This window comes from Flavihumibacter sp. (assembly GCF_036676075.1).
GTDB lineage: Bacteria > Bacteroidota > Bacteroidia > Chitinophagales > Chitinophagaceae > Flavihumibacter.
This window is the reverse complement of the sequence record NZ_JAKFDQ010000006.1, coordinates 633494-656770: the sequence shown is the minus strand read 5'-3', so window position 1 is coordinate 656770 and position 23277 is coordinate 633494. Positions and strand designations below refer to the sequence as shown.

Sequence of the window (23277 nt, the reverse complement as noted above, 5' to 3'; positions counted from 1 at the left end):
TGGTCCTTCACAACCATCAGCAGATGTACAAGACACCCAGAAACTGGTGGTCTCTGTCAGTTCTACTACATAGTTTGATCCGGTGAATACAATGTTTCCACCTTCAGCTGCATCATACCAGTTAAGTGTTCCACCTTCACAGCCACTGGCTGAAAGGCTGACCTCACCGGCACCACAATTGTCATCGCCATCAACACCTGGCGCTGCAGGAATATCATAGATCGTTCCGGTTACCATTGTTCTTGGTCCTTCACAACCGTCAGCAGATGTACAAGACACCCAGAAGCTGGTAGTCTCTGTCAACTCTACTAAATAGTTTGATCCGGTGTATACAATGTTTCCACCTTCAGCTGCATCATACCAGTTAAGTGTTCCACCTTCACAACCACTGGCTGAAAGGCTAACCTCACCGGCACCACAATTGTCATCACCCTCAACACCAGGTGCATCAGGAGTTGGATTGATAGTGGTTAAAATCGTACATGGAGGAGGTCCGATTTTGATGATACCTTTGCTTAATATTGTTAACTGAACTGTGTATGTTCCGTTTCCGGTTACACTTACTTCAATGCTTGAAACATTTGTAGCATCTCCAACAATAGTTGCATCAGCACCAACCTCATTAATGATTGACCAGGTGAAATCGAAGTCATCATCCCAATCATCATATGTTCCGTCAAAACTATAAATAAGATTAGCTGTACCCTCACATGCATCTGCAGGACCTGTAATTGCACACAATGGCAATACACTATTCACCACCAGGCATACCTGGTCAGAGGAACTACAACCATTTTCATAGGTCGCAGTTGCAGTGAATGTATAAATATTAGCAGGTGCTGGAACAATTCCATTAATAGTGAATGATGCAGTACCATCTCCATTATCCACAAAAGTTACATCACCCTGGGCTGGATCAAATGACCATGTAACAGTTGCACCTTCACTTGCAGTGGAAGTTAATGTAACTGAATTACCCTGGATAATATTGAGTGTATAGCAGGTGTTGCCTTCTGTTGGACCAGAAACACCTGTTCCTGCACTGATAGAAGCATCCACTGTTGGTTTAACAGGAGATGGAGACTGTAATGTTAATCCATCAGCACACTGCACATAATCATTACCGGTAGAATAAGTACCATCCGGAACAAGTGCCAGGTTAGAGGCTGTGCCATATGGATATGTTGCACATATCTTGGCTTTTACAGCACCATCAGGAATGATTCCTAAAATGAGGTTAAGAGGTGTTGTTCCAAGATCAGTGCTTGTTATTGGAACGCCGATCTGAACATCATTCTGATCATATAAAGTAATTGAATAGAAAGATGCTTCCTGACCAGCAGCTGCATTGTCAACCAATGCCCACTTACCAGCACTACCTACTACGTTATGGCAAACAGTATAGGTTTCTCCATTCTCTGCACATTCTGTTGTGTATCCATCATTTTCTATAGTACAGGTAGATCCACCACAACCATAACGTGATTTATACACAAGGTTCATACTTGCAGGGAAGGTAGACTTACCTTCGCCAACACCGGGGTCTGCCATCCACATGGCCAGGTAATAGTTGGTTGGCTTCTTAAATGACGGAACGGTAATGGTTGACCAACCGTTACCGCTTAAACCACAATCCGCATAAATAAGCGTATTGCAATTTCCTGAAAGATTAAGTGCCGGATTAGCATTTCCATAATCGGGGTAACCCGTATAAGTTGGAAAAGAAGTACCTGCAGTAACCTGTGTAGGCGCTGCATTTACCGGATCAACATAATAAAGTGCCCAGCCAACCGATTCATTGGTCACGATCTGGAACTGGTAAGTTCCGGCAAGTGGCCTGATGTCAAAGTTGAACCAAACAATTTCTTCACCCTGCGTTGGTCCTGCAACAATTGCATCCCTTAACTCTGATTCCTGGTTGAAACATGGCAAGCCTCCCAAATTAGGAAGCGACCCAATGGCAAAATCTGCAGAATTATAAATTCCTGCAAATGCCTCAAGTTGGGATTCTGTTTCAGCAGAGGAAGCACATCTTACAATGCCCTTAGGCTGAAGATTTGGAGACGCCGCAACTTCTGCAACCCACTCCCCTCCTACTTTCCGCCAACCATCACCGGCAAACCATCGGTGTGCCGTACATGGCGATGACGCCGGCTGTGCAAACAGCGGCGACGCGGCAAATAGCAGTAGAAAACTAAAAATGAAAGCCCGCATGACCCGCAAAGCGGCGCCGGGACTCCCTGATAGGGTTTTTGAACAACATCGCGTGGATGTACGCTCATACGGATGCACGCCTTTTAGGCCTGCACCATTTTGGGTAAAAATGGGGACCATACAATAAGTTTTATGTATGAAAAAAATACTACTGCGCAGAGCAGGCGCATGGCTTACCCAGGATAATTGAAAAAGGCGTTAAGAGGAGATCAACAGAATAGATTCAAGACGGTACGTGGACAAGGTTTATCAGGAGATAATAGAATAGGACCCAAATATAGTGATAAGCTTACCGCATTGTCAATAGTATGTTAAACATATATTTATGCAACGTTGATGCAATTCGATGATATAAGCCCAAATATCCCTTTTCAACAGATTGTGGAAAAAAATGAAAATAAAATTCTTGACGATTATCAATTTTCGACGAATGACTACTAACGTACAGTTATACCCGAAAAGCATTCATATTATTTTTATTTCACATTTATTAACAGTACATTAAGAAATCAATACCCGCGCTAATACATTTCACCCAGGAACAGACCCCGGTTCAGGGTTTAAGAAAATGGTCAAAACTCAATAGTAACGGCCATTTTCACGCAATTCATTGGCATATTTATTGGTTATAGAGTGAGACTGATTCAAGTGCCTGTGAAAACCAAAAACAGTCCCCCTGTCAAGACTTCTTTTGACCTTTTCCAAGCACATTATTGAACCAAACAAAACATTGTTCCATTTAAAGGGATTAGTGCGCTTTTCCCATAAACCCTATAATTAAAATCGATACGTATGCGAAAAATCCAATTGAAAAGCCTTGCAGGCATCTCACTGATCATTGTGGGAAGCCTGAGTTCCTGCCAGAAAGAAATTAGTGATCAACAGGAAGCAATATCCGAAGGCCCAAGTACTGAAAGATCACTGGGAGCAATTTTCGATGATGCTGCCGAAATCATGAAAGTGAAGGCAGTTGTATCGGCTGATTATGCCGCTGGAAAGTTTAATTCCTTTACTACCGGAGATGCAGTATTGGGTGCAAAAGGTGGTGGCACTGGCGCCAAGGGTGGCAAACCCAGACCTGCTGCCGATGCAGATGCCGATGGCATTGCTGATGCAAATGATGCCTGCCCTACCCAGAAAGAAACCTTTAACGGCTACCAGGATACAGATGGCTGTCCGGATACAGCGCCGGTACCAACAGACCCTGAAGTTCTGCCTCCACCTCCAACAACTATTCCGGCAAGTTTTATAATGCCCGCTCCGCCAGTTGCCAACCAGGGAAGTGAATCAACCTGTGTTACTTTCGCGGCCGTTTATAACGCACGATCTATTGAACAGTATTATAAGACTGGTGCTACCAGTTTCAGTTTGTCTTCCAATATTTTCAGTCCGGAGTTTGTTTATAACCAAACCAAGGTGAGCAGTAGTTGTGCCAGCGGATCTGCATTGATCACAACTCTGAACTTCCTGGTAAACAAAGGAAGCTGCACCTGGAATACCATGCCTTATTCAACAAGCAATGGTTGTACTACTTTGCCAACCAGTACGCAAACTGCTGAAGCGGCCAATTACCGCATCAGCTCCTATGTTCGTGTACTTGCAAGTGATCGTACTGCGATGAAACAAATGCTGGCAGCTAAGCATCCGCTCATCATGACCTTTACTGCAGATGCAAACTTCTACAATTATAAGCCTGGAACAATCTGGAATACCTACTCTACTACTTTCTATGGTCCGCATGCCATGACGATAGTAGGTTATGATGATGCTAAGCAAGCTTATAAAGCAGTTAACCAATGGGGTACTACCTGGGGAGATGCCGGTTATATCTGGATCGCTTATGATTTTCTTCCTTCTATAAGTTATGACCTTTATTCGATCAAGCTCTAATCAAACATTAGATAGTTAATTTAAAAAGGCCGCCTCATTTACTGAGGCGGTCTTTTTATATGGCAATGTTCAGGTAGCGGTTGCAGAGAGTTGTAAAAATTAGGGCATAAAAAAAGCCATCCTTTCGGATGGCTTTGCTATAATCTGAATAATTATCAGGCATTCACTTTCCCTTTCACCTTAGCGATCACTTCTTCAGCGATGTTATTAGGTGCCGGAGCATAATGAGAAAACTCCATGGTAGAAGAAGCACGACCTGAAGAAAGGGAACGTAACTGTGTTACATAACCGAACATTTCACTCAGCGGTACTTTTGCTTTAATAACCTGTGCACCAGCACGGCTATCCATTCCTTCCATCATTCCCCTGCGACGGTTAAGGTCACCTGTTACATCTCCCATGTACTGGTCTGGTGTAACAACCTCAACTTTCATGATAGGCTCCAGGAGAACTGGTTTAGCCTTACGTGCTGCTTCACGGAAACCTTGCTTTGCACAAAGTTCAAATGACATCGCATCGGAGTCAACCGCGTGGAAGCTACCATCAAATACACGGATCTTCATGTTCACAACCGGATAACTGGCGAGTACACCATTTACCATCGCGAGCTGGAATCCTTTCTGTATAGCAGGAACGAATTCACGTGGGATAGAACCTCCGAAAAGATCGTTTACAAACTGGTATCCCTGACCTGGATTAGCTGCCAGCCATTCTTCATCGGCGGCACTAAGTTCGAAAACGATATCAGCGAATTTACCACGACCACCTGTTTGCTTCTTAAGGGTTTCGCGGTGTTCAACACGACCGGAGAAAGCCTCTTTATAAGCAACCATCGGAGCACCCTGGTTTACTTCAACTTTAAATTCACGACGCATCCTGTCAATGATGATCTCCAGGTGCAGCTCACCCATACCACGAAGAATGGTCTGTCCTGTTTCCTCATCTGTATTAACCCTGAGCGTTGGATCTTCTTCAACGAGTTTGGCAATGGCCATACCCATCTTATCAACGTCAACCTGCGTTTTCGGTTCTACTGCAACAGCAATTACCGGTTCAGGGATAAACATATTTTCAAGGGTGATAGGATGATTTTCATCACAAAGCGTATCACCTGTTTTGATCTCTTTGAAACCAACAGCTGCTCCGATATCACCAGCTTCGATGAAATCGATAGGGTTCTGCTTATTGGCGAACATTTTCATGATCCGGCTGATCCTTTCTTTCTTACCACTTCTTACATTAAGTACATAAGAACCGGCATCAAGGTGACCAGAATAAACCCGGAAGAATGCAAGTCGACCTACGAATGGATCGGTCATGATCTTAAAGGCGAGGGCAGCAAAAGGTGCCTTGGGATCAGCTTTACGGAAAACAGGCTCACCTGAATCAGGATCTGTACCCTGTGTATCAGGAATATCAACAGGTGAAGGCAGGTAACGGCAAACAGCATCAAGCGCTGTCTGAACACCTTTATTCTTAAATGAAGATCCGCACATCATCGGCACAATACTAAGGTCGATGGTGGCTTTACGGATTGCTTCATGCATTTCATCTTCAGTGATGGAATTTGGATCATCGAAAAATTTCTCCATCAATTTGTCATCATACTCAGCTACTGCTTCAACGAGGCTGGCTCTCCACTCCTGTGCTTCTTCTAACATATCAGCAGGAACCTCGATTTCATCAAAGGTCATTCCTTCTGTTTCCATATGCCAGATGATCCCTTTCATCTTGATGAGATCCACAACTCCTCGAAAATCATCTTCAGCACCAATAGGTAATTGGAGAGGAACAGCTTTTGAACCAAGCATTTCCTTCACCTGCTTTACTACGTTGAGGAAGTCGGCACCCGAACGGTCCATCTTATTCACGAATCCGATACGGGGAACGCCATAGCGGTTTGCCTGGCGCCAAACAGTTTCAGACTGAGGCTCCACACCATCAACGGCAGAAAAGAGAGCGATAAGTCCATCGAGTACACGCATGGAACGTTCTACTTCTACAGTAAAATCAACGTGGCCCGGAGTATCAATAATGTTGAAAGAATATTTCTTTGTATTGGCATCCGCAGTACCCTTATTGGTAGGGAAATTCCACTGACAGCTAACGGCTGCAGAGGTAATTGTGATACCCCTTTCTTTTTCCTGCTCCATCCAGTCGGTAGTAGCGGCACCGTCATGCACTTCACCAATTCGGTGAATCATACCGGTGTAACGGAGGATACGCTCCGTGGTAGTGGTCTTGCCGGCATCAATGTGGGCCGCAATACCAAAGTTTCTTTGAAATCTTAAGTCTGCCATTGTTGTATGTTAAAATGTTAAGCCTTTTTCATCACCGGCAAGGAGCCGGTCAAACAGGAAAAACTGACGAAAATCGTCACCAATCCCAATTTGGAGCGCAAAGGTAGGTATTAGTAATGAAATTATAAGCGTTGTTAATAAGTTAAAGAAATTAGTATCTGGCTTTAGAACTGAAGTATTTTACGAAACCAACATGTTATCCACCTTTTAAAAAAACTATACATAAAAGTGACTGACATATTGGTAGATAGGTGCAAGCGATGTAAATTTAGAAATCAAAGTTTATTAACCCATTTCTCACTCAAAATCACGCATTAATATGCCCACAAAAAAGAAGGCCGCCAAAAAAGCTCCGGCCAAAAAGGCAGTAAAGAAAGCAGTAGCAAAAAAAGCTGTAGCTAAAAAACCAGCAAAAAAGGCTGTTGCTAAAAAAGCGCCAGCTAAAAAAGTGGCTAAAAAAGCAGTAAAAAAAGCAGCTCCCAAGAAATCTCCGATGAAAAAAGCGGCTAAAAAGGCAGCTCCAAAAAAAGCAGCTCCAAAAAAGGCAGCAGCAAAAAAGGCGGCTCCCAAGAAGGCGGCTCCGAAAAAAGCAGCTCCAAAGAAAGCAGCTCCCAAGAAAGCAGCCGCTAAAAAGGCAGCTCCAAAAAAAGCGGCCGCTCCAAAAGCAGCTAAATCGGCTCCGGCTAAAAAAGCACCAGCTAAAAAAGCCACTTCAAAGTCAAGGAGTTCTAAAAAGCCCGCAGCACCGGTTGAGCAACCTGCACTTCCAATGGTGGAGTCTCCAATGGTTGAAACACCATCGTCAGAATCGGAAAACGCAAGTTGATATTGTATTCAACCCCGAAATAAAAAAAGCCACCGCATATGCAGTGGCTTTTCTATTTCAATACATGCTCTTTAAGTTGCCCAGGCTTTATCTCCTTTATTATAAGGAATGCAGCCTTCGTATTTACCGGGTACTGCAACATAGCGCAGTGCCTGAGTAGCACCGATCTCTGAACTAAAATATCCCAATAGCGTCAGTTCCTTCATCATGCGGAAATAATGCGCAGGATCTTCTGCTTTCTTGGAAGAATGATATTCCTTCTGCTCTTTATCAAGAGCTGTCAACAGTTCTTTTTTCTGTGCTGGATCAAGCTTCATGAAGCCCTTGCTGAATTGCTTTTCACTGGCTGTTTCAAGTGCAGCCATTCCATCCACAAAAACTTTCTGATCGGCCTCGGTATAACAATCTGTTACCATCACCTTCATGAATGCACCTACCTTTGCAGCTTTTGCTCCAGGCGTATCAGTGGTTGGGATTATGGTTTCTGCCACCTCATCCAGATAGGCGATTTGATCAGTACTAAAGTCGGTCAGACCAGCTTTCTTATCAGCAGTTTTACAACCGGTAAGGAACATATTTGAACCAACAATAGTTCCACCCAGTAATACCGCTACCGCAGATACGGCTTCTCTTCTATTCATAATAATTCAGTTTTTCGGTTATTGATTGCAGTTACAAGTTTTGTTTTTTTAATTCAGACACAGCATGATCAGCCGCCCTTGCTGTAAGAGCCATGTAAGTTAATGATGGATTCTGGCAGGCTGATGATGTCATAGCTGCCCCATCTGTTACATATACATTCTTTGCATCCCAAACCTGGTTAAATGCATTGAGTACAGAAGTTTTAGGATCACGACCCATTCTTGCTGTTCCCATTTCATGAATACCATGCCCCATAGCATGTCCGGTATCATAAGTGCGAACATCTTTCACGCCCGCTGATTCCAGCATGGCCACCAATTCATTTTTTATATCTTCCCGCATATCCATTTCATTCTGCTTAAGTCCTGCATCCATGGCCAATACCGGGAGCCCCCACTTATCGTGACGTTCCTTATCCAATAATATCCTGTTTTCATGATAAGGCAATATTTCTCCAAATCCTGTTGCTCCAATTGTCCAGTTTCCGGGTTCCGTGAGGGCATCTTTAAATTCCTTTCCAACTGACATTTCCGCTATCTCCCTACTCCAGCCCGTTCTGCTTGCACCACCCTGGTAGCCGAATCCTCGCAAATATTTTCTTTTGTCGCCATTAATATTTACGAACCTCGGAATATAAAAACCATTTGCCCTCCGTCCATAATAGTATTTGTCTTCAAACCCTTCAACCCTGCCACTCGCACCCAGATTATAATGATGGTCCATAACATTATGCCCCAACTCTCCTGAGCTACTGCCTAATCCTCCCGGCCAGATATCGGTAGCAGAATTAAAGAGGACCCATGTTGAGTTCAATGCCGAAGCACACAGAAATACAATTTTAGAATTGTAGGTGTATGTCTTATTATTCTCTGCGTCCAGTACTTCCACGCCCGTAGCCTTTTTACTATTCTTGTCATAAACAAGTTTCGTTACAATAGAAAAGGGTCTTACAGTGAGATTACCTGTTTTCTGTGCTGCGGGTAAAGTAGAAGATTGTGTGCTAAAATAACCACCAAAAGGACAACCTTCCCAACACCGGTTTCGAAACTGGCATTTGCTTCGTCCCTCAATGGGAGCAGTCAGGTTGGCAACTCTGCCAATGATCAGCCGGCGCTGGTCACGAAAGCGATCTTTTATCCTGGCTGCAACATCTTTTTCTACACAATTCAATTCCATTGCGGGCAGAAACTGTCCATCCGGTAAATGTGGAATGCCTTCCATCGATCCGCTGATACCTGCAAAACGTTCCACATGATCATACCAGGGGGCGATGTCTTTATACCGGATTGGCCAGTCGATTCCATGTCCATCCTTAGCATTGGCCATGAAATCAAGATCGCTCAATCTATAGCTTTGTCTTCCCCACAATAAGGATCGCCCGCCCATCTGGTAGCTACGCCACCAGGTAAAGGGTTGAATTTCCGTATATGGATTTTCTTCTTCATTTGCCCAGTATTCCATCACAGGCTCATTCAGCGCCCAGCCACGTGCAATCACTGGATAATCTCTTCGTTGCAGGTCACTGACCTTTCCACGATGTGCCATTTCCCAGGGGTGATTATTGGCCGTTGTATAATCCTTTATATGTTCAAGGGGGCGACCTCTCTCCAGCATCAGCACTTTGAGTCCTTTTTCGCAGAGTTCTTTGGCTGCCCATCCCCCGCTGATTCCACTGCCTACAACAATAGCGTCATAGGTATTGGCCTCTTTTGCAGAACCATTGATATTCACATGTGTTGAATCGCCGGGCATATTATTAAAGGTTACCTTTTTTCAATTCAGACACGGCATGATCTGCAGCTCTTGCTGTTAACGCCATATATGTTAATGAAGGATTCACACAAGCGCCGGAGGTCATAGCCGCACCATCTGTTACAAAAACGTTTGGTGCATCCCAAACCTGGTTCCATTTATTCAAAACCGAAGTCTTTGGATCCCTTCCCATACGAGCAGTTCCCATTTCATGGATACCTCTTCCGGGGGTGCCATCACCATCCCATTTACGAACATTCTTAACACCGGCAGCAATCAGAATTGCTTCTCCCTCATCCATCATGTCCTTGCGCATTTTCTTTTCATTCTCCTTCAGCTCACAATCAATGGCAAGTACATTCAGTCCCCACTTGTCTTTAACTGTTTTATCAAGCGTTACTTTATTTTCATGATAAGGTAATATCTCACCGAAACCTCCCATACCCATTGTCCAGCCGCCTGGTTCAGAGAGCGCTTCTTTAAGTTCCGCTCCTATATTAAGTTCAGCGATCTCCCTTCTCCAGCCACTTCTGCTGGCAGAGCCCTGGTAACCAAATCCACGCACATAATCACGTTTGTCATTTCCAACATTCTGGAAGCGTGGAATATAAAATCCATTCGGCCTGCGACCTGAATAATATTTATCATCATAACCTTCAACGATTCCACTCGCACCTACACCCAGGTGGTGGTCCATGAGGTTATGTCCAAGTGCATTGCTGCTGCTACCCAAACCATCAGGCCAGATATCAGTTGCACTGTTCATGAGTATCCATGTTGAATTCAATGCAGATGCATTCAGGAAAATGATCTTAGCGAAATATTCATAAGTCTGGTTTGTTTCTGCATCAAGCACTTCAACACCTTTAGCCTTTTTTGTATCCTTATCGTAAATGATCTTAGTTACGATTGACCATGGCCGTAAGGTCAGGTTACCAGTTGCCATTGCAGCAGGTAATGTTGCCGACTGTGTACTGAAGTATGCGCCGAATGGACAACCCAGCCAGCATTTATTCCGATACTGGCAATTGGAGCGACCATTTATGGGTGCCGTTAGGTTAGCACTACGCCCAATGATAAGTGCACGCTCTCCTTTAAAATGTGCCTTGATCCTTGCGGCTGCATCTTTCTCCACACAGTTCAATTCCATGGCTGGCAAAAATTCGCCATCGGGAAGAATAGCAAGGTTTTCTTTGGATCCATTTACCCCCGCAAACTTTTCGGCATAACTGTACCACGGCGCAATATCATTATATCGGATGGGCCAATCAACACCGTGGCCGTCTTTAAGGTTTGCCTCAAAATCAGTATCACTAAAGCGGTAACTCTGCCTGCCCCATGTGAGAGAGCGTCCACCAACATGGTATCCGCGGAACCAATCGAATCGTTTTATCTCTGTATATGGACAATCCTTATCACTAACCCAAAAATCAAGATTGGTTTCATTGAGTGGATAATCACGTTTAAGAACGGGATAATTTGCAATCATTTCCTGGGTGCGGCCGCCACGGTGCGGGAAGTCCCAGGGATGCTTGTTGGCATTCACATAATCCTTCACATGCTCAACATTTCTGCCTCTTTCAAGCATCAATGTTTTAAGCCCTTTTTCCGTTAATTCCTTAGCGGCCCAACCTCCGCTAATTCCGGAGCCAATAACGATGGCATCATAAGTATTGTCGGCCATATTTCTTATTTGTGGTTTGTTTGATTGTTGTAGTTGATAATGGAATTATACATCACATAATTGCACAGCTTTACGCAATGATGCAATTTTATCGGCTGCAGCCGGAATGAATTCCTGTGCCACATAACCTTTAAAGCCTGTAGCAGCAATTGCTTTCATGATGGCGGGATAATATAATTCCTGGCTCTCATCAATCTCATGGCGGCCTGGATTGCCACCTGTATGATAATGGCCGAAATACTGGTGATTGTTCTGGATGGATCGCATTATATCCCCTTCATCTATCTGCATATGATATATATCATAGAGCAATTTGAAATGCGGTGTCTGAAGTCGTTTGCAAAGTTCAATACCCCATGCAGAACGGTCACACATATAGTCTTTATGATCTACCCTGCTGTTCAGCAATTCCATTTGTATGGTAACGCCATGCTTTTCTGCCAGGGGAAGAATTTTCTTCAGTCCTTCCACCGAATTTTTAAGACCGGTTTCATCATCCATGCCATCGCGGTTACCACTGAAACAGATCAGGTTTTTATACCCGGCCTTAGCTACCATAGGAATCATCTCCGTATAATTCTTCACTAAAGTATCATGATATTCTGTATGGTTGAATCCATGCACAAGGTTGATCTCTGCACCATTGCACATGGAAGAATCAAGACCATATTTTTTCAGCACATCCCATTCTTTTGGACCTACAAGATCAATTCCTTTTATGCCGATATCTTTTGCCTGCCGGCATAATTCATCCAGAGAAAGAAATGAATAGGTCCATCTGCAAACAGCATGATTAATATTCCCTTTCATTAAATTATCAGGTTTATCACTGCAACCGGATGCAAGAGATGAAATAGGTGATAGCGCCACGCCTGCACCTGCTGCCAGGATTTTTTTCATGGCATCCCTTCTTGTATTTTCAGGTTTCATAGTTATACTTTAGGCACCGGCTATGGTTACCTTTTTTCTGTTACGCATATAAATTACCAGTCCTGTAAAGGCTACTACCAAAATGATTGGGATCGCGGCTGTTGCTTTCAAAACATCTGGTCCTGCCGAGAGTTGGGCCGTTGCATATTGAGCAGCTTCACTGGAACCCGCCGCCGCAGACCTGTAGGTATCAAGTGCTGCACCTTCGGGCAATTGCTTCATCAGGAGCCTGTCATAAAACCCTCCCATGAATAAGGTATAAACCGAAACGGCGAACATACCGGCTCCACCCATAAGATTAAGACCCAGCGCCCCCGATTTAGGAATATTCTCCGCTACAAAACCAAGCATGGTTGGCCAGAAATAACATACGCCGATACCAAATACAAGGGCAGCAAAATAGAGTGAATTGCCACTCATTGTACTAAGCATATAAATCCCGATTGCAGCCATGATTGCGGACATCAATAATACGCCCTGTGGAGAAAAGCGATGTACAACTGGCTTTGCGAGTCCCCTTCCCACCACCATCACACCTGTAGTAATTGTCAGGATCAGGATCGGGTTGTCGGTAACATTATTCAGAAGAACCCCAACCCATTGTCCGGTGAAAAGTTCGGTAATAGCTGTACCAAACATACAGATGAACATGAAGAGGAATAAAGGTGTTGCTACTGCCTTGTACATATCAGCCGTTGAAACCCCTGCGGCCACACGCTCGGTAACGGGAAAGTCTAACCGCGAAAACAGGTATCCGTATATTAGTGTTGGCAATATCATCATTGCCACCTGTATCTGCCATCCTATTCCCAGTTTATCGAAAAGGAATACTATAAGGGTACCAATGAAAATTCCTCCCGGGAACCATAAATGGAAATGGTTGAGCTTAGTAGTCTTATTTTCCGGATAAAGTGTTGCCACCAGTGGATTACAGGCTGCTTCTACAGTACCGTTTGCTATACCAATGAGTAAGGTGGAAATAAATAATGACCAGAAACCACCGGCAAAAATGGTTAGCACAATTCCTGCGAGATGGAATACAAATGCTACGATCAAAAGCTTCTTCATTCCTATGGCATCCACTACCATACCTCCTATAACAACTGCAAGGGGAAAGCCCCAGAAAGCGGTTGCTGCAATGGATGCGAGTTGAGGAGGATCTAAATGAAATTCCTGGCCCAGTCGATTAAGTATCCCTGCCCGGATACCAAAAGACAAAGAAGTTACTAACAAAGAAAGGCAGCTGGCTACAAATAATTGATTACGTTGAATGTTGGCTTGCATATCGTTGGTTTGCTCTATAGACGATTATAAATTTATGGGATTCGTGTGTATTTGTGACACTAATATTTGTACTCGCAAAAAAAAGATCAGATTCCCCCCCATTGTTGCACTATTTTAACCGATTGTTCATTTTTTTTATCAAATCGGGAGGCTGGTGAATTTTCTGATTTTGAATAGGTTTAATACCTAATTTTAATTCTTTTACTTCATTTCCAATTCATATCTAACGATGGGTGATTTGCAGATCAAAAAACAGCCAAAAAAATACGATGTTATTATTGTGGGGTCGGGTGCCGGTGGTGGAATGGCCGCTTATATTATGGCCAATGCAGGTTTAAAGGTCTGCCTCCTGGAAGCCGGTCCCATGTACGATCCGGCCAAAAATGTAACCCAGTTGAAAAATCCCTGGGAATCACCGCGTCGTGGAGCAAGTACACGGTTCAGACCATTCGGTGATTTCGATGCCTGTTACTGGGGCTGGGAAATTGATGGTGAACCATATACAAAAGCTGCCGGTACTGAATGGGACTGGTGGCGTGCGCGTATGCTCGGCGGTCGTACAAATCACTGGGGAAGGATCTCCCTTCGGTTTGGACCCAAAGATTTTAAGCGACGCAGTATTGATGGATTGGGTGAAGACTGGCCGATTGGGTATGACGATATAAAACCTTATTATGACCGGGTTGACCAACTGATCGGAATCTTCGGAACCAATGAGGGATTGGAAAATGAACCCGATGGCATCTTCCTTCCTCCGCCCAAGCCAAGGCTTCATGAACTCTTTATCAAAAACGGTGCAACAAGAGCAGGTGTTAAAGTAATTCCATCAAGACTTTCCATTCTCACCAAAAAGATCAATGATAGCAGGGGTGCCTGTTTCTATTGCAGTCAGTGCAACAGGGGTTGCCAGGTATATGCCGATTTCTCTTCATCATCAGTACTGATCAAGCCAGCAATTGCAACAGGTAATATAGATGTTATCCCGAATGCAATGGCAAGGGAGGTACTCACTAATAAAGAAGGTCTTGCTACAGGTGTTTCCTATGTCAATAAGGATGACATGCTTGAATACCAGGTGGAGGCTAAGGTTGTGGTTCTTGCAGCGAGTGCCTGTGAATCATCCAGACTCATGCTTAATTCGAAATCACAGCGTCATCCGAATGGAATTGCTAATTCAAGCGATGTTGTTGGGAGATATCTGCATGATTCTACAGGAGCAGAAATGGGTGGATTCTTACCACAATTACTGGGGCGTAAGAGATATAATGAAGATGGTGTTGGCGGGATGCATGTTTATTCACCCTGGTGGCTCGACAATAAAAAAATGGATTTCCCACGTGGATATCATATTGAATATTGGGGCGGAATGGGCCAGCCCGCCTATGGGTTTGGCGGTGGGATCCAGTTCCAGAATGGTAAATATGCAGTTAATGGACAAAAAAAGGAGGCCGGTGGTTATGGTGCTTCACTAAAAGAGGACTACCGCTACTTCTATGGCGCGAGCGTGGGCATGGCAGGTCGCGGCGAAGCAATAGCCTTCCGCGAAAACAATTGCGAGATTGATCCGAATGTTGTTGATAAATATGGAATCCCGGTACTACGTTTCAATGTTAAATGGAGTGATCATGAGATCAACCAAGCAAAGCATATGAAAGAAACGTTCCGGGAGATCATGCACGAGATGGGTGCAATTATTACCTGGGGTGATGATGCAAGTGCAGCCAATAATTATGGCCTCAACGCACCTGGTAAAATTATCCATGAAGCCGGAACTGCGAGAATGGGTAATGATCCGAAATCATCGGCGCTTAATAAATGGAACCAGGCGCATGATTGCAAAAACCTCTTTGTTGTGGATGGCGCGCCATTTGTTTCACAAGCAGATAAAAATATTACCTGGACAATCCTGGCCTTGTCAATGAGAGCAAGTGAATACATCATTGACCAGTTGAAAAAACAAAATATCTAACCCATATCAATATTTAATATGGACAGAAGGAAATCGATAAAAGCAATTGCACTGGGCTCACTTTCTGCCGGCATGCTGCTTGATGCTTGTAAGGATACAGATAAAAAGGACGCAGTAAAAACAGCTGATGCTTCAGCAGGTCCTAAGATTGACCGCATGAAGGAGGAAGAGGAGCATTATAAAAAGATCACTGCGGAGAAGTTTTTCACTGATCATGAAATGGCTACCATAACTATTTTAGCTGATATCATTATTCCGAAAGATGAAGTAAGCGGAAGTGCTTCAGAAGCAGGTGTTCCCGATTTTATTGAATTCATCGTGAAGGATATGCCTTACCACCAAACGCCGATGCGGGGAGGATTACGCTGGCTCGACATGCAGTGTTTCCGCCAGTTTGATAAATCGTTTAAGGATTGTAGTGAGGAACAAAGAATTGCTATGGTTGACCAGATCGCCTATCCACAAAAAGCTGCACCCGGCATGCAGCAGGGAGTAGCATTTTTCAACCTGATGCGCGATCTTACAGCTTCAGGATTCTATACATCCCCTATTGGCGTGAAGGATATCGGATATGTAGGCAATGCTCCCAATCAGTGGAATGGAGTTCCTGATGATGTTCTCAAGCAATATGGACTTGCATATACAGAAAAGGAATTGAAAGAATGTATCAGCTTCACGAAATAAACCTGAAAGGATGAGCCGAAAACTTAGGATGGGGATGATCGGTGGTGGCAAGGATGCCTTTATTGGTGCAGTCCACCGCATGTCTGCCATAATGGATGGCGAAATAGAATTGGTTTGCGGAGCATTCAGCAGTGATGCAGAAAAATCACGTATAAGCGGCTCTTCTCTCTATTTACCGAACGACAGGGTATATGGGAGCTTTGAAGAAATGATACTGGCTGAAAAAAAATTACCGGAAGATATCCGGATGGATTTTGTAAGCATAGTAACACCCAATCATATGCATTTCGCGCCTGCACGTATGGCCATGGAAAATGGCTTTCATGTGGTGCTCGATAAGCCTGTCACCTTTACGCTTGCTGAAGCAATTCAATTGCGGGAGGTGATTGAAAAAACAGGCATGCTATTCTGTCTCACGCATACCTATACCGGCTATCCGATGATAAAAGAAGCGAGGCAAATCATTGCTGCGGGCAAGCTGGGAAAGATCAGAAAGATCCAGGTAGAATACCCCCAGGGATGGTTAACCGAATTCAGGGAAGGATCCAATTACAAACAGGCGGCATGGCGCACTGATCCAAAACGCAGTGGTATCTCTGGTTGTATGGGTGATATAGGTACCCATGCCTTTAATATGGCGGAATACGTGAGTGGATTAAAGGTAACCGCCCTTTGTGCAGAATTAAATATAGTAGTGCCTGGAAGGCAGTTGGATGATGATGGTGCCGTTTTGCTTCGATTTGAGCAGGGAGCAACTGGTTTTCTTTATGCAACCCAGGTTGCTGCCGGCGAAGAGAATAATCTCAAGATCAGGATTTATGGTGAGTTGGGGGGATTGGAATGGTACCAGGAAGAAGCTAATTCATTACGCCTGAAATGGCTTCATGAACCTACCCAGGTATTGCGAGCAGGCAATCCTTACCTGAGCAGTTATGCGAGGTTTGGAACACGAACACCAGCCGGCCACCCCGAAGGATATCTTGAAGCATTTGCTAACCTCTACCGCAATTTCGCATTAACTCTCAGGACAAAACTAGAGGGCGGCAATCCTGAAAAGGAATGGCTTGATTTCCCTGGAATAACAGAAGGGATCAGGGGAATGGCATTTATTGAGAACGTTGTTCGGAGTTCACGATCGGATCAGAAATGGACTCCTTTTGAAGTCTAAAAATCAACATAAAAGAATTATATGACAACACTAAAAGGTCCCGGAATATTCCTGGCTCAATTCCTGGGCGACAAGGCACCATTCAATAACCTCAGGTCTATTTGCCTTTGGGCGGAAGCCCTGGGATTTAAAGGCGTACAGATACCAAGTTGGGACAGTCGTTGTATTGATCTTAAACTGGCTGCAGAAAGTAAGACCTATGCCGATGAAGTAAAGGGTATTGTAGAGGAATGTGGAATGAGTATTACTGAATTATCCACGCATCTCCAGGGTCAGTTGGTTGCAGTGCATCCGGCCTATAATGAACTCTTTGATGGTTTCGCACCCGAGGCCCTCCGTGGAAATCCAGCAGCCCGCACTGAATGGGCAGTGCAACAACTAGTGTATGCAGCACAGGCATCAAGAAACCTGGGACTCAATGCCCATGCCACTTTCAGCGGAGCGCTGTTATGGCATACTGTTTATCCATGGCCACAAAGGCCGGCGGGATTAGTTGAGACTGGTTTTCGTGAATTGGGAAAAAGGTGGCGCCCCATCCTTGACGTATTTGATGAAAATGGTGTAGACCTATGCTATGAGATCCACCCGGGAGAAGACCTTCATGATGGAATATCATATGAGTTGTTCCTCAAAGAAGTCGACAATCATCCGCGGGCATGCCTTTTGTATGATCCTTCACATTTCGTATTGCAGTGTCTTGATTACCTGGAATACATTGATATCTATCACGAGCGGATACGCATGTTCCATGTAAAAGATGCAGAATTTAATCCAACAGGAAGGCAGGGCGTTTATGGTGGCTACCAGGGTTGGATAAACAGGGCAGGAAGATTCCGTTCACTAGGTGATGGACAGGTTGATTTCGGATCGGTATTCAGCAAACTTGCTGCATATGATTATAAAGGCTGGGCGGTTATGGAATGGGAATGTTGCATTAAACATCCGGAGGATGGAGCAGCAGAAGGTGCTATCTTTATCCAGGACCATATTATCAGGGTTACTGATAAGGCATTTGATGATTTTGCAGGAACTGGTTCAGATGAAGCATTTAACAAGAGAATCCTTGGAATTCAATAAACAAAAAACAACATGAAAAAGATTTTTATCATCGCAGGCATCAGCGCACTCAGCTTTGCATGTGGAGGCACTGACTCAGAAAAGAAGACGGAAACAACCGCTACAGAAGAACAGGCTGCACCTGAAACACCTGCTGTAAATGCAGATGAGGAAAAAGGAATTGAACTTATAGCAGGCAGCGACTGCCTTACCTGTCATAAGGTCAATGAAAAATCTATTGGTCCTTCTTACCAGGATGTGGCAAACAAATACACAGCAAATGATGCAACTATAGCTGATCTTTCCGGTAAGATCATCAAGGGAGGCAGCGGTGTTTGGGGTGAAGTTCCTATGACTGCGCATCCACAGTTGTCAGAGGATGATGCCAAAACAATGGTCAGATACATCCTCTCATTAAAAAACAACTAAGATGACGCGATACTCAGTTGTAACTGCCATCGCCTGGTTGCTAATAAGCGCATGCGCATCTTCAAAAAAAATGACTGCAGATAATACACTAAGCACGAAGGAGAAACAGGAGGGCTGGCAGCTTCTTTTTGATGGCAATACTACCAATGGCTGGCATACCTATGGAAAGAAAAACGTGGGAGCTGCATGGAAAGTTACAGATGGCACACTTCATCTCGACGCATCCAATAAAAGCGGATGGCAAACCGGAGATGGAGGCGATATAGTTACAGACCAGGAGTTTGGCGACTACCACCTCAAACTGGAATGGAAAATATCACCTAACGGTAATAGTGGTATCATATTTAATATACAGGATGACCCCGCAAAATACCAGTATGTATGGAATACCGGCCCTGAAATGCAGGTGCTTGACAATAACGGCCACCCTGATGCCAAGATCCACAAACATCGAGCTGGTGACCTATATGACCTGATCGCCTCTTCAAAAGAAACAGTAAGGCCTGTTGGCGAATGGAATCTGGCAGAAATCATTCAGCAGAATAATAAACTTGAACTCAGGCTGAATGGCGAAACAATCGTTACTACCAGTTTATGGGATGATTCCTGGAAATCATTACTTGCCGGAAGTAAGTTTAGAGATATGCCTGATTTTGGGCGATTCCGTTCCGGAAGAATTGCTTTGCAGGACCATGGAGACAATGTATGGTTTAGAAATATTAAAATAAGGAAATTATAATATTCCTTCCCTGAATGAAAAAGCCCCCGGAGATCTGATCGCGGGGGCTTTTTTTATAAGTAACTATTTCCTTAGATCAACTTAGCCTTGATATATTTAATACTGGCTTCTACACTGCTTATTGGATCAGGAACATAATTAGTTTCCTGCTCAACAAAGAAATGCTTCATACCGGATATTTTTGCCGCCTTAAATATGGCAGAATAATCAATCGTACCATTTCCAATCTCCGTATTATTACTGCGATTCACCTTATCCATATCTTTCACATGCCATAGAGGTACTCGTCCTTTAAGCTGGTTGAATAATGACACGGTATCAATACCAGAAAATGCTACCCAGTATATGTCCAATTCGAATTTCACCAGGTCTTTATCGGTTTCGCGGGTTAAAATGTCGAACCCGGTTGTGCCATCATACGATTTAAATTCAAAATCATGGTTATGATAGGCGAACTTGAGGCCGGCTTTTTTCGCAAGTTCAGCACCTTTATTTAGTTTGGCTGCAATCTTTTTGTAATCATCAAGGCTTGACCTCTTTTCTGCAGGAAGCCATGGAATAGTAAAATAGGTATTGCCCATAGTAGCAGCATGACCAATCATAGCATTGATTTCACTGGTACCTTCCTCTGTATCGCCAAACAGGAATTTCGCAGGCATATAATGACCACTGATAGCTTTGAGTCCATGAGATTTCAGCAAGGCGGCAAATTCAGCCACGGGTATTCCAAAGAAACTGCCATTGTTAAGTCCGAAAAGTTCAACTTCCTTGTAACCAGCGGCAGCAACTTTTTCAATTACACCCCGCGGATCTTTACTGATCAACTCGCGAAGGGTGTATAACTGAAGGCCTACATTCTTAGGCTTGGCTGCGGCAAGGAGTGCATCGGGAAGCAAAAGCATAGCCGGTGTAATCAGTCCGGCCTGCTTTAAAAAGGTTCTGCGGGTAGTCATTTTGCTTGAGATAAATTAGTTATGAATATACGTAATCGCTGGAAATTGATGCATACAAAAAAGCCGGTCCTGAAAAGGACCGGCCATATGAAAAAGTAGATATTTCCCTTAAATACGGAAGTGTGAGAATGCTTTGTTGGCTTCGGCCATACGATGCGTATCTTCTTTCTTCTTGTACGCACCACCTTCACCTTTTGCTGCAGCAACGATTTCATTGGCAAGCTTATCTGCCATGCTGCGACCGTTTCTTTCACGGCTAAAGCGGATCAGCCACTTTATGCTCAGAGACACCTTCCTGTCAGGACGAACCTCAGATGGTATCTGGAAGGTTGCACCACCAATACGGCGGCTACGAACCTCAACAGCCGGGGTTACATTGGCAATTGCTCTTTTCCAGATCTCATAACCGTCTTCATTGGTGATCTTGCTCACCTTGTCGACCGCGTCATAAAATATTTCAAAGGCTACGCTTTTCTTGCCCTGCCACATGATATTATTGACAAAACGGGTAACCAGTTTATCGTTATACCGGGCATCGGGTGCCAGCGGCAATTTTTTGGCTTGTGCTTTCCTCATCGAAGAACTATTTTATAATTATTTTTTACCAGCTTGTTTATCTCTCTTAGTACCGTATTTAGAACGGCTCTGCTTCCTGTCTTTTACACCGGCAGTATCAAGGCTACCACGTACAATATGGTAACGTACACCTGGAAGATCTTTAACACGACCACCGCGGATCAGTACAATTGAGTGCTCCTGCAGGTTGTGACCTTCACCCGGGATATAGGCAATAACCTCAATCTTGTTCGTCAAACGAACTTTTGCCACCTTACGGAGGGCTGAGTTCGGCTTCTTTGGAGTAGTTGTGTAAACACGTGTGCACACACCACGACGCTGAGGGCATGCATCCAGAGCCCTGGATTTGCTTTTGGCCTTGATTATTTCTCTACCTTTTCTTACTAATTGCTGAATTGTAGGCATTCTAAACCTTATTTATTTGGGACGGCAAAGGTAAATCCCATTGCCGATAAAACAAAATAAAAATTCTAAACTTTATACATCCATTGATGTAGGTCGGGAGCCGTGCCCCCCCTGATGGCAGAAAGTCGACTTTTTACTTCGTTGGCAATGCCGGCTTCCTCCGTATTAAATTGCATAGAAAACTCCTTGTACCTCAGTTCTTTTATAAGGGCTATCACTGCAGCCGTTCCTGTTCCAAAGGCTTCCTGAAGCTTTCCCTTACCATATGCCTCAAGTAATTCATCAATATTGATCCGCCTTTCAGCAACTTCCAGCCCCATATCCTTTAATACGGTGATAACACTGTCACGGGTAACCCCCGCCAATATCGTTCCCTCTTCCAGCGAAGGAGTAACCACCTTACCATCAATTACAAAGAAAACATTCATCATCCCTACCTCCTGCAGCCATTTATGCTCGAACGCGTCGGTCCAGAGCACCTGGTCATATCCCTGCTTCTGCGCTTCTGTTACTGCCAGCATACTACCTCCATAATTGCCTGCATTCTTGGAAAAACCCACCCCACCAGGAGCAGCACGGGTATAGGCCTCTTCCACGAGGATCTTCATCGGGGCAGCAAAATATGGTCCGGTTGGACTAAGGATGATCAAAAACTTATAGGTAGAAGAAGGTCTTACCCCCAGCATGGTATCAGTTGAAAACATCACCGGCCGTATATAAAGGGAATGGTCGGCCATCTGAGGAATCCAATTCTTATCCAATTCTATAAGCTTGCGCATACCATCCATAAAAATCTCTTCCGGAACTGCAGGCATATTCATGCGCTCAGCCGACTTATTAAATCTCTTAAAGTTGTCGTAGGGCCTGAAAATAAAGGCATTACCTTCTGAATCCTTATAAGCCTTAATACCTTCAAAAATAGCCTGGCCATAATGTAATGCCGCCAGGGAAGGATCCATCTGCAGGGGCTGGTAGGGTTTGATGGAAACCGATTTCCATTCGCCATCAGCATACTCGGCCTCAAGCATATGATCAGTAAAATACTTTCCGAAAGGGATATTCTTCAGAGGGATATCATTGAGCCGGGTCCGTTCAACTTTAGTAACCGGAATATCGGTAGCTGCAATCATAATTGGTACATTTGCTGCAAAGTAACAACGAAAAATACGGGCGGCCAAACCATTGGAAGAATTTTACTAACACTTGTTAGTAGCTTGTTAACCTGGGTAATTTGCCTGCAACAGACAATCATATCCACCAATGTCAATCAATGATATAGACCTTTCCGGTGAATTATTACAGGCACTTTATAAGGATTCGCTGGTTATAACCATCCCCGAAAAGAGCATCGCTGAAGAGGTGAAGGCGCCTGGCCCCCCGCTTCAATATCTGGGGAACAACAGTAAGCGTTTCGTTATACTTGTAAATTATCCGGAACAGCTCCATCTTCCGGATGAGGCTTTTACCTTTTTAGCTAACCTGCTGAAAGCCTGCCAGTTGAATGCGGCTGATGTAGCAATTGTGAACCTGGCAAAGCAGGCAATCAGTTTGCCCGAGCTCCGCTTTCAGCTGGAACCATCTGTGATTCTGAGTTTTGGGGACAATTCACTGAATGCCGAACTTCCTGCCACAACCCAGCTTGTAGCTGAAAAAACAAATGATTTCGGGTACATGCTGGCCCCTCCTATCGAAACCCTGAACCAGGTTAGTGATACGGTGAAGCCCTTTAAGAAAAAACTCTGGGATGGTATCCTCCAATTAATTCAATCTTAGCGT

The 23277-nt window shown here is 44.2% G+C and carries 20 protein-coding genes; 8 read left to right on the top strand and 12 right to left on the bottom strand.

The window, feature by feature from the left end; translation table 11 throughout:
* A partial coding sequence (locus V6M43_RS02860; protein WP_332732523.1) for an immunoglobulin domain-containing protein occupies positions 1-2334 on the bottom strand: 2334 nt, incomplete at its 3' end.
* Between the two features lie 672 nt (positions 2335-3006).
* Between V6M43_RS02860 and V6M43_RS02855 the strand changes: the two genes are divergently transcribed.
* The gene (locus V6M43_RS02855; protein WP_332732522.1) at positions 3007-4104 is read left to right on the top strand and encodes a C1 family peptidase; all 1098 of its coding nucleotides are present in this window, start codon (positions 3007-3009) and stop codon (positions 4102-4104) included.
* Between the two features lie 155 nt (positions 4105-4259).
* Here V6M43_RS02855 and fusA read toward each other — a convergent pair whose 3' ends face one another.
* The 7 genes from fusA to V6M43_RS02820 form a co-directional block, all read right to left on the bottom strand.
* Positions 4260-6404 carry an elongation factor G gene (gene fusA / locus V6M43_RS02850; RefSeq protein WP_332732521.1) on the bottom strand — a complete coding sequence of 715 codons (2145 nt, stop codon included), beginning with the start codon at positions 6402-6404 and terminating at the stop codon, positions 4260-4262.
* A 297-nt stretch (positions 6405-6701) separates the two neighbouring features.
* Positions 6702-7115, bottom strand: a complete 414-nt coding sequence (locus V6M43_RS02845) for a hypothetical protein (protein WP_332732520.1) — start codon at positions 7113-7115, stop codon at positions 6702-6704.
* A 186-nt stretch (positions 7116-7301) separates the two neighbouring features.
* Positions 7302-7871 carry a gluconate 2-dehydrogenase subunit 3 family protein gene (locus V6M43_RS02840; protein ID WP_332732519.1) on the bottom strand — a complete coding sequence of 190 codons (570 nt, stop codon included), beginning with the start codon at positions 7869-7871 and terminating at the stop codon, positions 7302-7304.
* Between the two features lie 31 nt (positions 7872-7902).
* Positions 7903-9624, bottom strand: coding sequence for a GMC family oxidoreductase (locus V6M43_RS02835; RefSeq protein ID WP_332732518.1), 1722 nt, complete (start codon positions 9622-9624; stop codon positions 7903-7905).
* A gap of 4 nt (positions 9625-9628) precedes the next feature.
* Positions 9629-11308 (bottom strand): GMC family oxidoreductase, encoded by a 1680-nt coding sequence (locus V6M43_RS02830; protein WP_332732517.1) that lies wholly within the window; start codon positions 11306-11308, stop codon positions 9629-9631.
* A 45-nt stretch (positions 11309-11353) separates the two neighbouring features.
* Positions 11354-12238 (bottom strand): hydroxypyruvate isomerase family protein, encoded by an 885-nt coding sequence (locus tag V6M43_RS02825; protein WP_332732516.1) that lies wholly within the window; start codon positions 12236-12238, stop codon positions 11354-11356.
* 9 nt (positions 12239-12247) lie between these two features.
* Positions 12248-13522, bottom strand: coding sequence for an MFS transporter (locus V6M43_RS02820; protein WP_332732515.1), 1275 nt, complete (start codon positions 13520-13522; stop codon positions 12248-12250).
* Between the two features lie 229 nt (positions 13523-13751).
* Here V6M43_RS02820 and V6M43_RS02815 point away from each other — a divergent pair, with 229 nt between their 5' ends.
* From V6M43_RS02815 to V6M43_RS02790, 6 genes are read left to right on the top strand one after another with little or no spacing between them, the layout of a single operon-like run.
* Positions 13752-15491, top strand: a complete 1740-nt coding sequence (locus V6M43_RS02815; protein ID WP_332732514.1) for a GMC family oxidoreductase — start codon at positions 13752-13754, stop codon at positions 15489-15491.
* Between the two features lie 18 nt (positions 15492-15509).
* A complete protein-coding gene (locus tag V6M43_RS02810; protein ID WP_332732513.1) occupies positions 15510-16175 on the top strand; it encodes a gluconate 2-dehydrogenase subunit 3 family protein in 666 nt (221 codons plus the stop codon).
* Positions 16176-16185: 10 nt separating this feature from the next.
* Positions 16186-17343, top strand: coding sequence for a Gfo/Idh/MocA family protein (locus V6M43_RS02805; protein ID WP_332732512.1), 1158 nt, complete (start codon positions 16186-16188; stop codon positions 17341-17343).
* Positions 17344-17364: 21 nt separating this feature from the next.
* Positions 17365-18420 (top strand): sugar phosphate isomerase/epimerase family protein, encoded by a 1056-nt coding sequence (locus tag V6M43_RS02800; RefSeq protein ID WP_332732511.1) that lies wholly within the window; start codon positions 17365-17367, stop codon positions 18418-18420.
* Between the two features lie 12 nt (positions 18421-18432).
* Positions 18433-18828 carry a c-type cytochrome gene (locus V6M43_RS02795; protein ID WP_332732510.1) on the top strand — a complete coding sequence of 132 codons (396 nt, stop codon included), beginning with the start codon at positions 18433-18435 and terminating at the stop codon, positions 18826-18828.
* Position 18829: 1 nt separating this feature from the next.
* On the top strand, positions 18830-19567 hold the full coding sequence (locus V6M43_RS02790) for a 3-keto-disaccharide hydrolase (RefSeq protein ID WP_332732509.1): 738 nt from the start codon (positions 18830-18832) through the stop codon (positions 19565-19567).
* A gap of 71 nt (positions 19568-19638) precedes the next feature.
* Here V6M43_RS02790 and V6M43_RS02785 read toward each other — a convergent pair whose 3' ends face one another.
* From V6M43_RS02785 to V6M43_RS02770, 4 genes are all read right to left on the bottom strand, one after another.
* Positions 19639-20520, bottom strand: a complete 882-nt coding sequence (locus tag V6M43_RS02785; protein ID WP_332732508.1) for a sugar phosphate isomerase/epimerase family protein — start codon at positions 20518-20520, stop codon at positions 19639-19641.
* Positions 20521-20628: 108 nt separating this feature from the next.
* Positions 20629-21096 carry a 30S ribosomal protein S7 gene (rpsG, locus tag V6M43_RS02780; protein WP_039132979.1) on the bottom strand — a complete coding sequence of 156 codons (468 nt, stop codon included), beginning with the start codon at positions 21094-21096 and terminating at the stop codon, positions 20629-20631.
* Positions 21097-21114: 18 nt separating this feature from the next.
* Positions 21115-21501 carry a 30S ribosomal protein S12 gene (gene rpsL / locus V6M43_RS02775; protein WP_039132982.1) on the bottom strand — a complete coding sequence of 129 codons (387 nt, stop codon included), beginning with the start codon at positions 21499-21501 and terminating at the stop codon, positions 21115-21117.
* 65 nt (positions 21502-21566) lie between these two features.
* Positions 21567-22631: a branched-chain amino acid aminotransferase gene (locus V6M43_RS02770; protein WP_332732507.1), complete on the bottom strand. Its 1065-nt coding sequence runs from the start codon at positions 22629-22631 to the stop codon at positions 21567-21569.
* 130 nt (positions 22632-22761) lie between these two features.
* On the opposite strand from V6M43_RS02770, the gene V6M43_RS02765 reads away from it, so the two are divergent.
* Positions 22762-23274: a hypothetical protein gene (locus tag V6M43_RS02765; RefSeq protein ID WP_332732506.1), complete on the top strand. Its 513-nt coding sequence runs from the start codon at positions 22762-22764 to the stop codon at positions 23272-23274.
* The last annotated feature ends 3 nt before the right edge of the window (positions 23275-23277 follow it).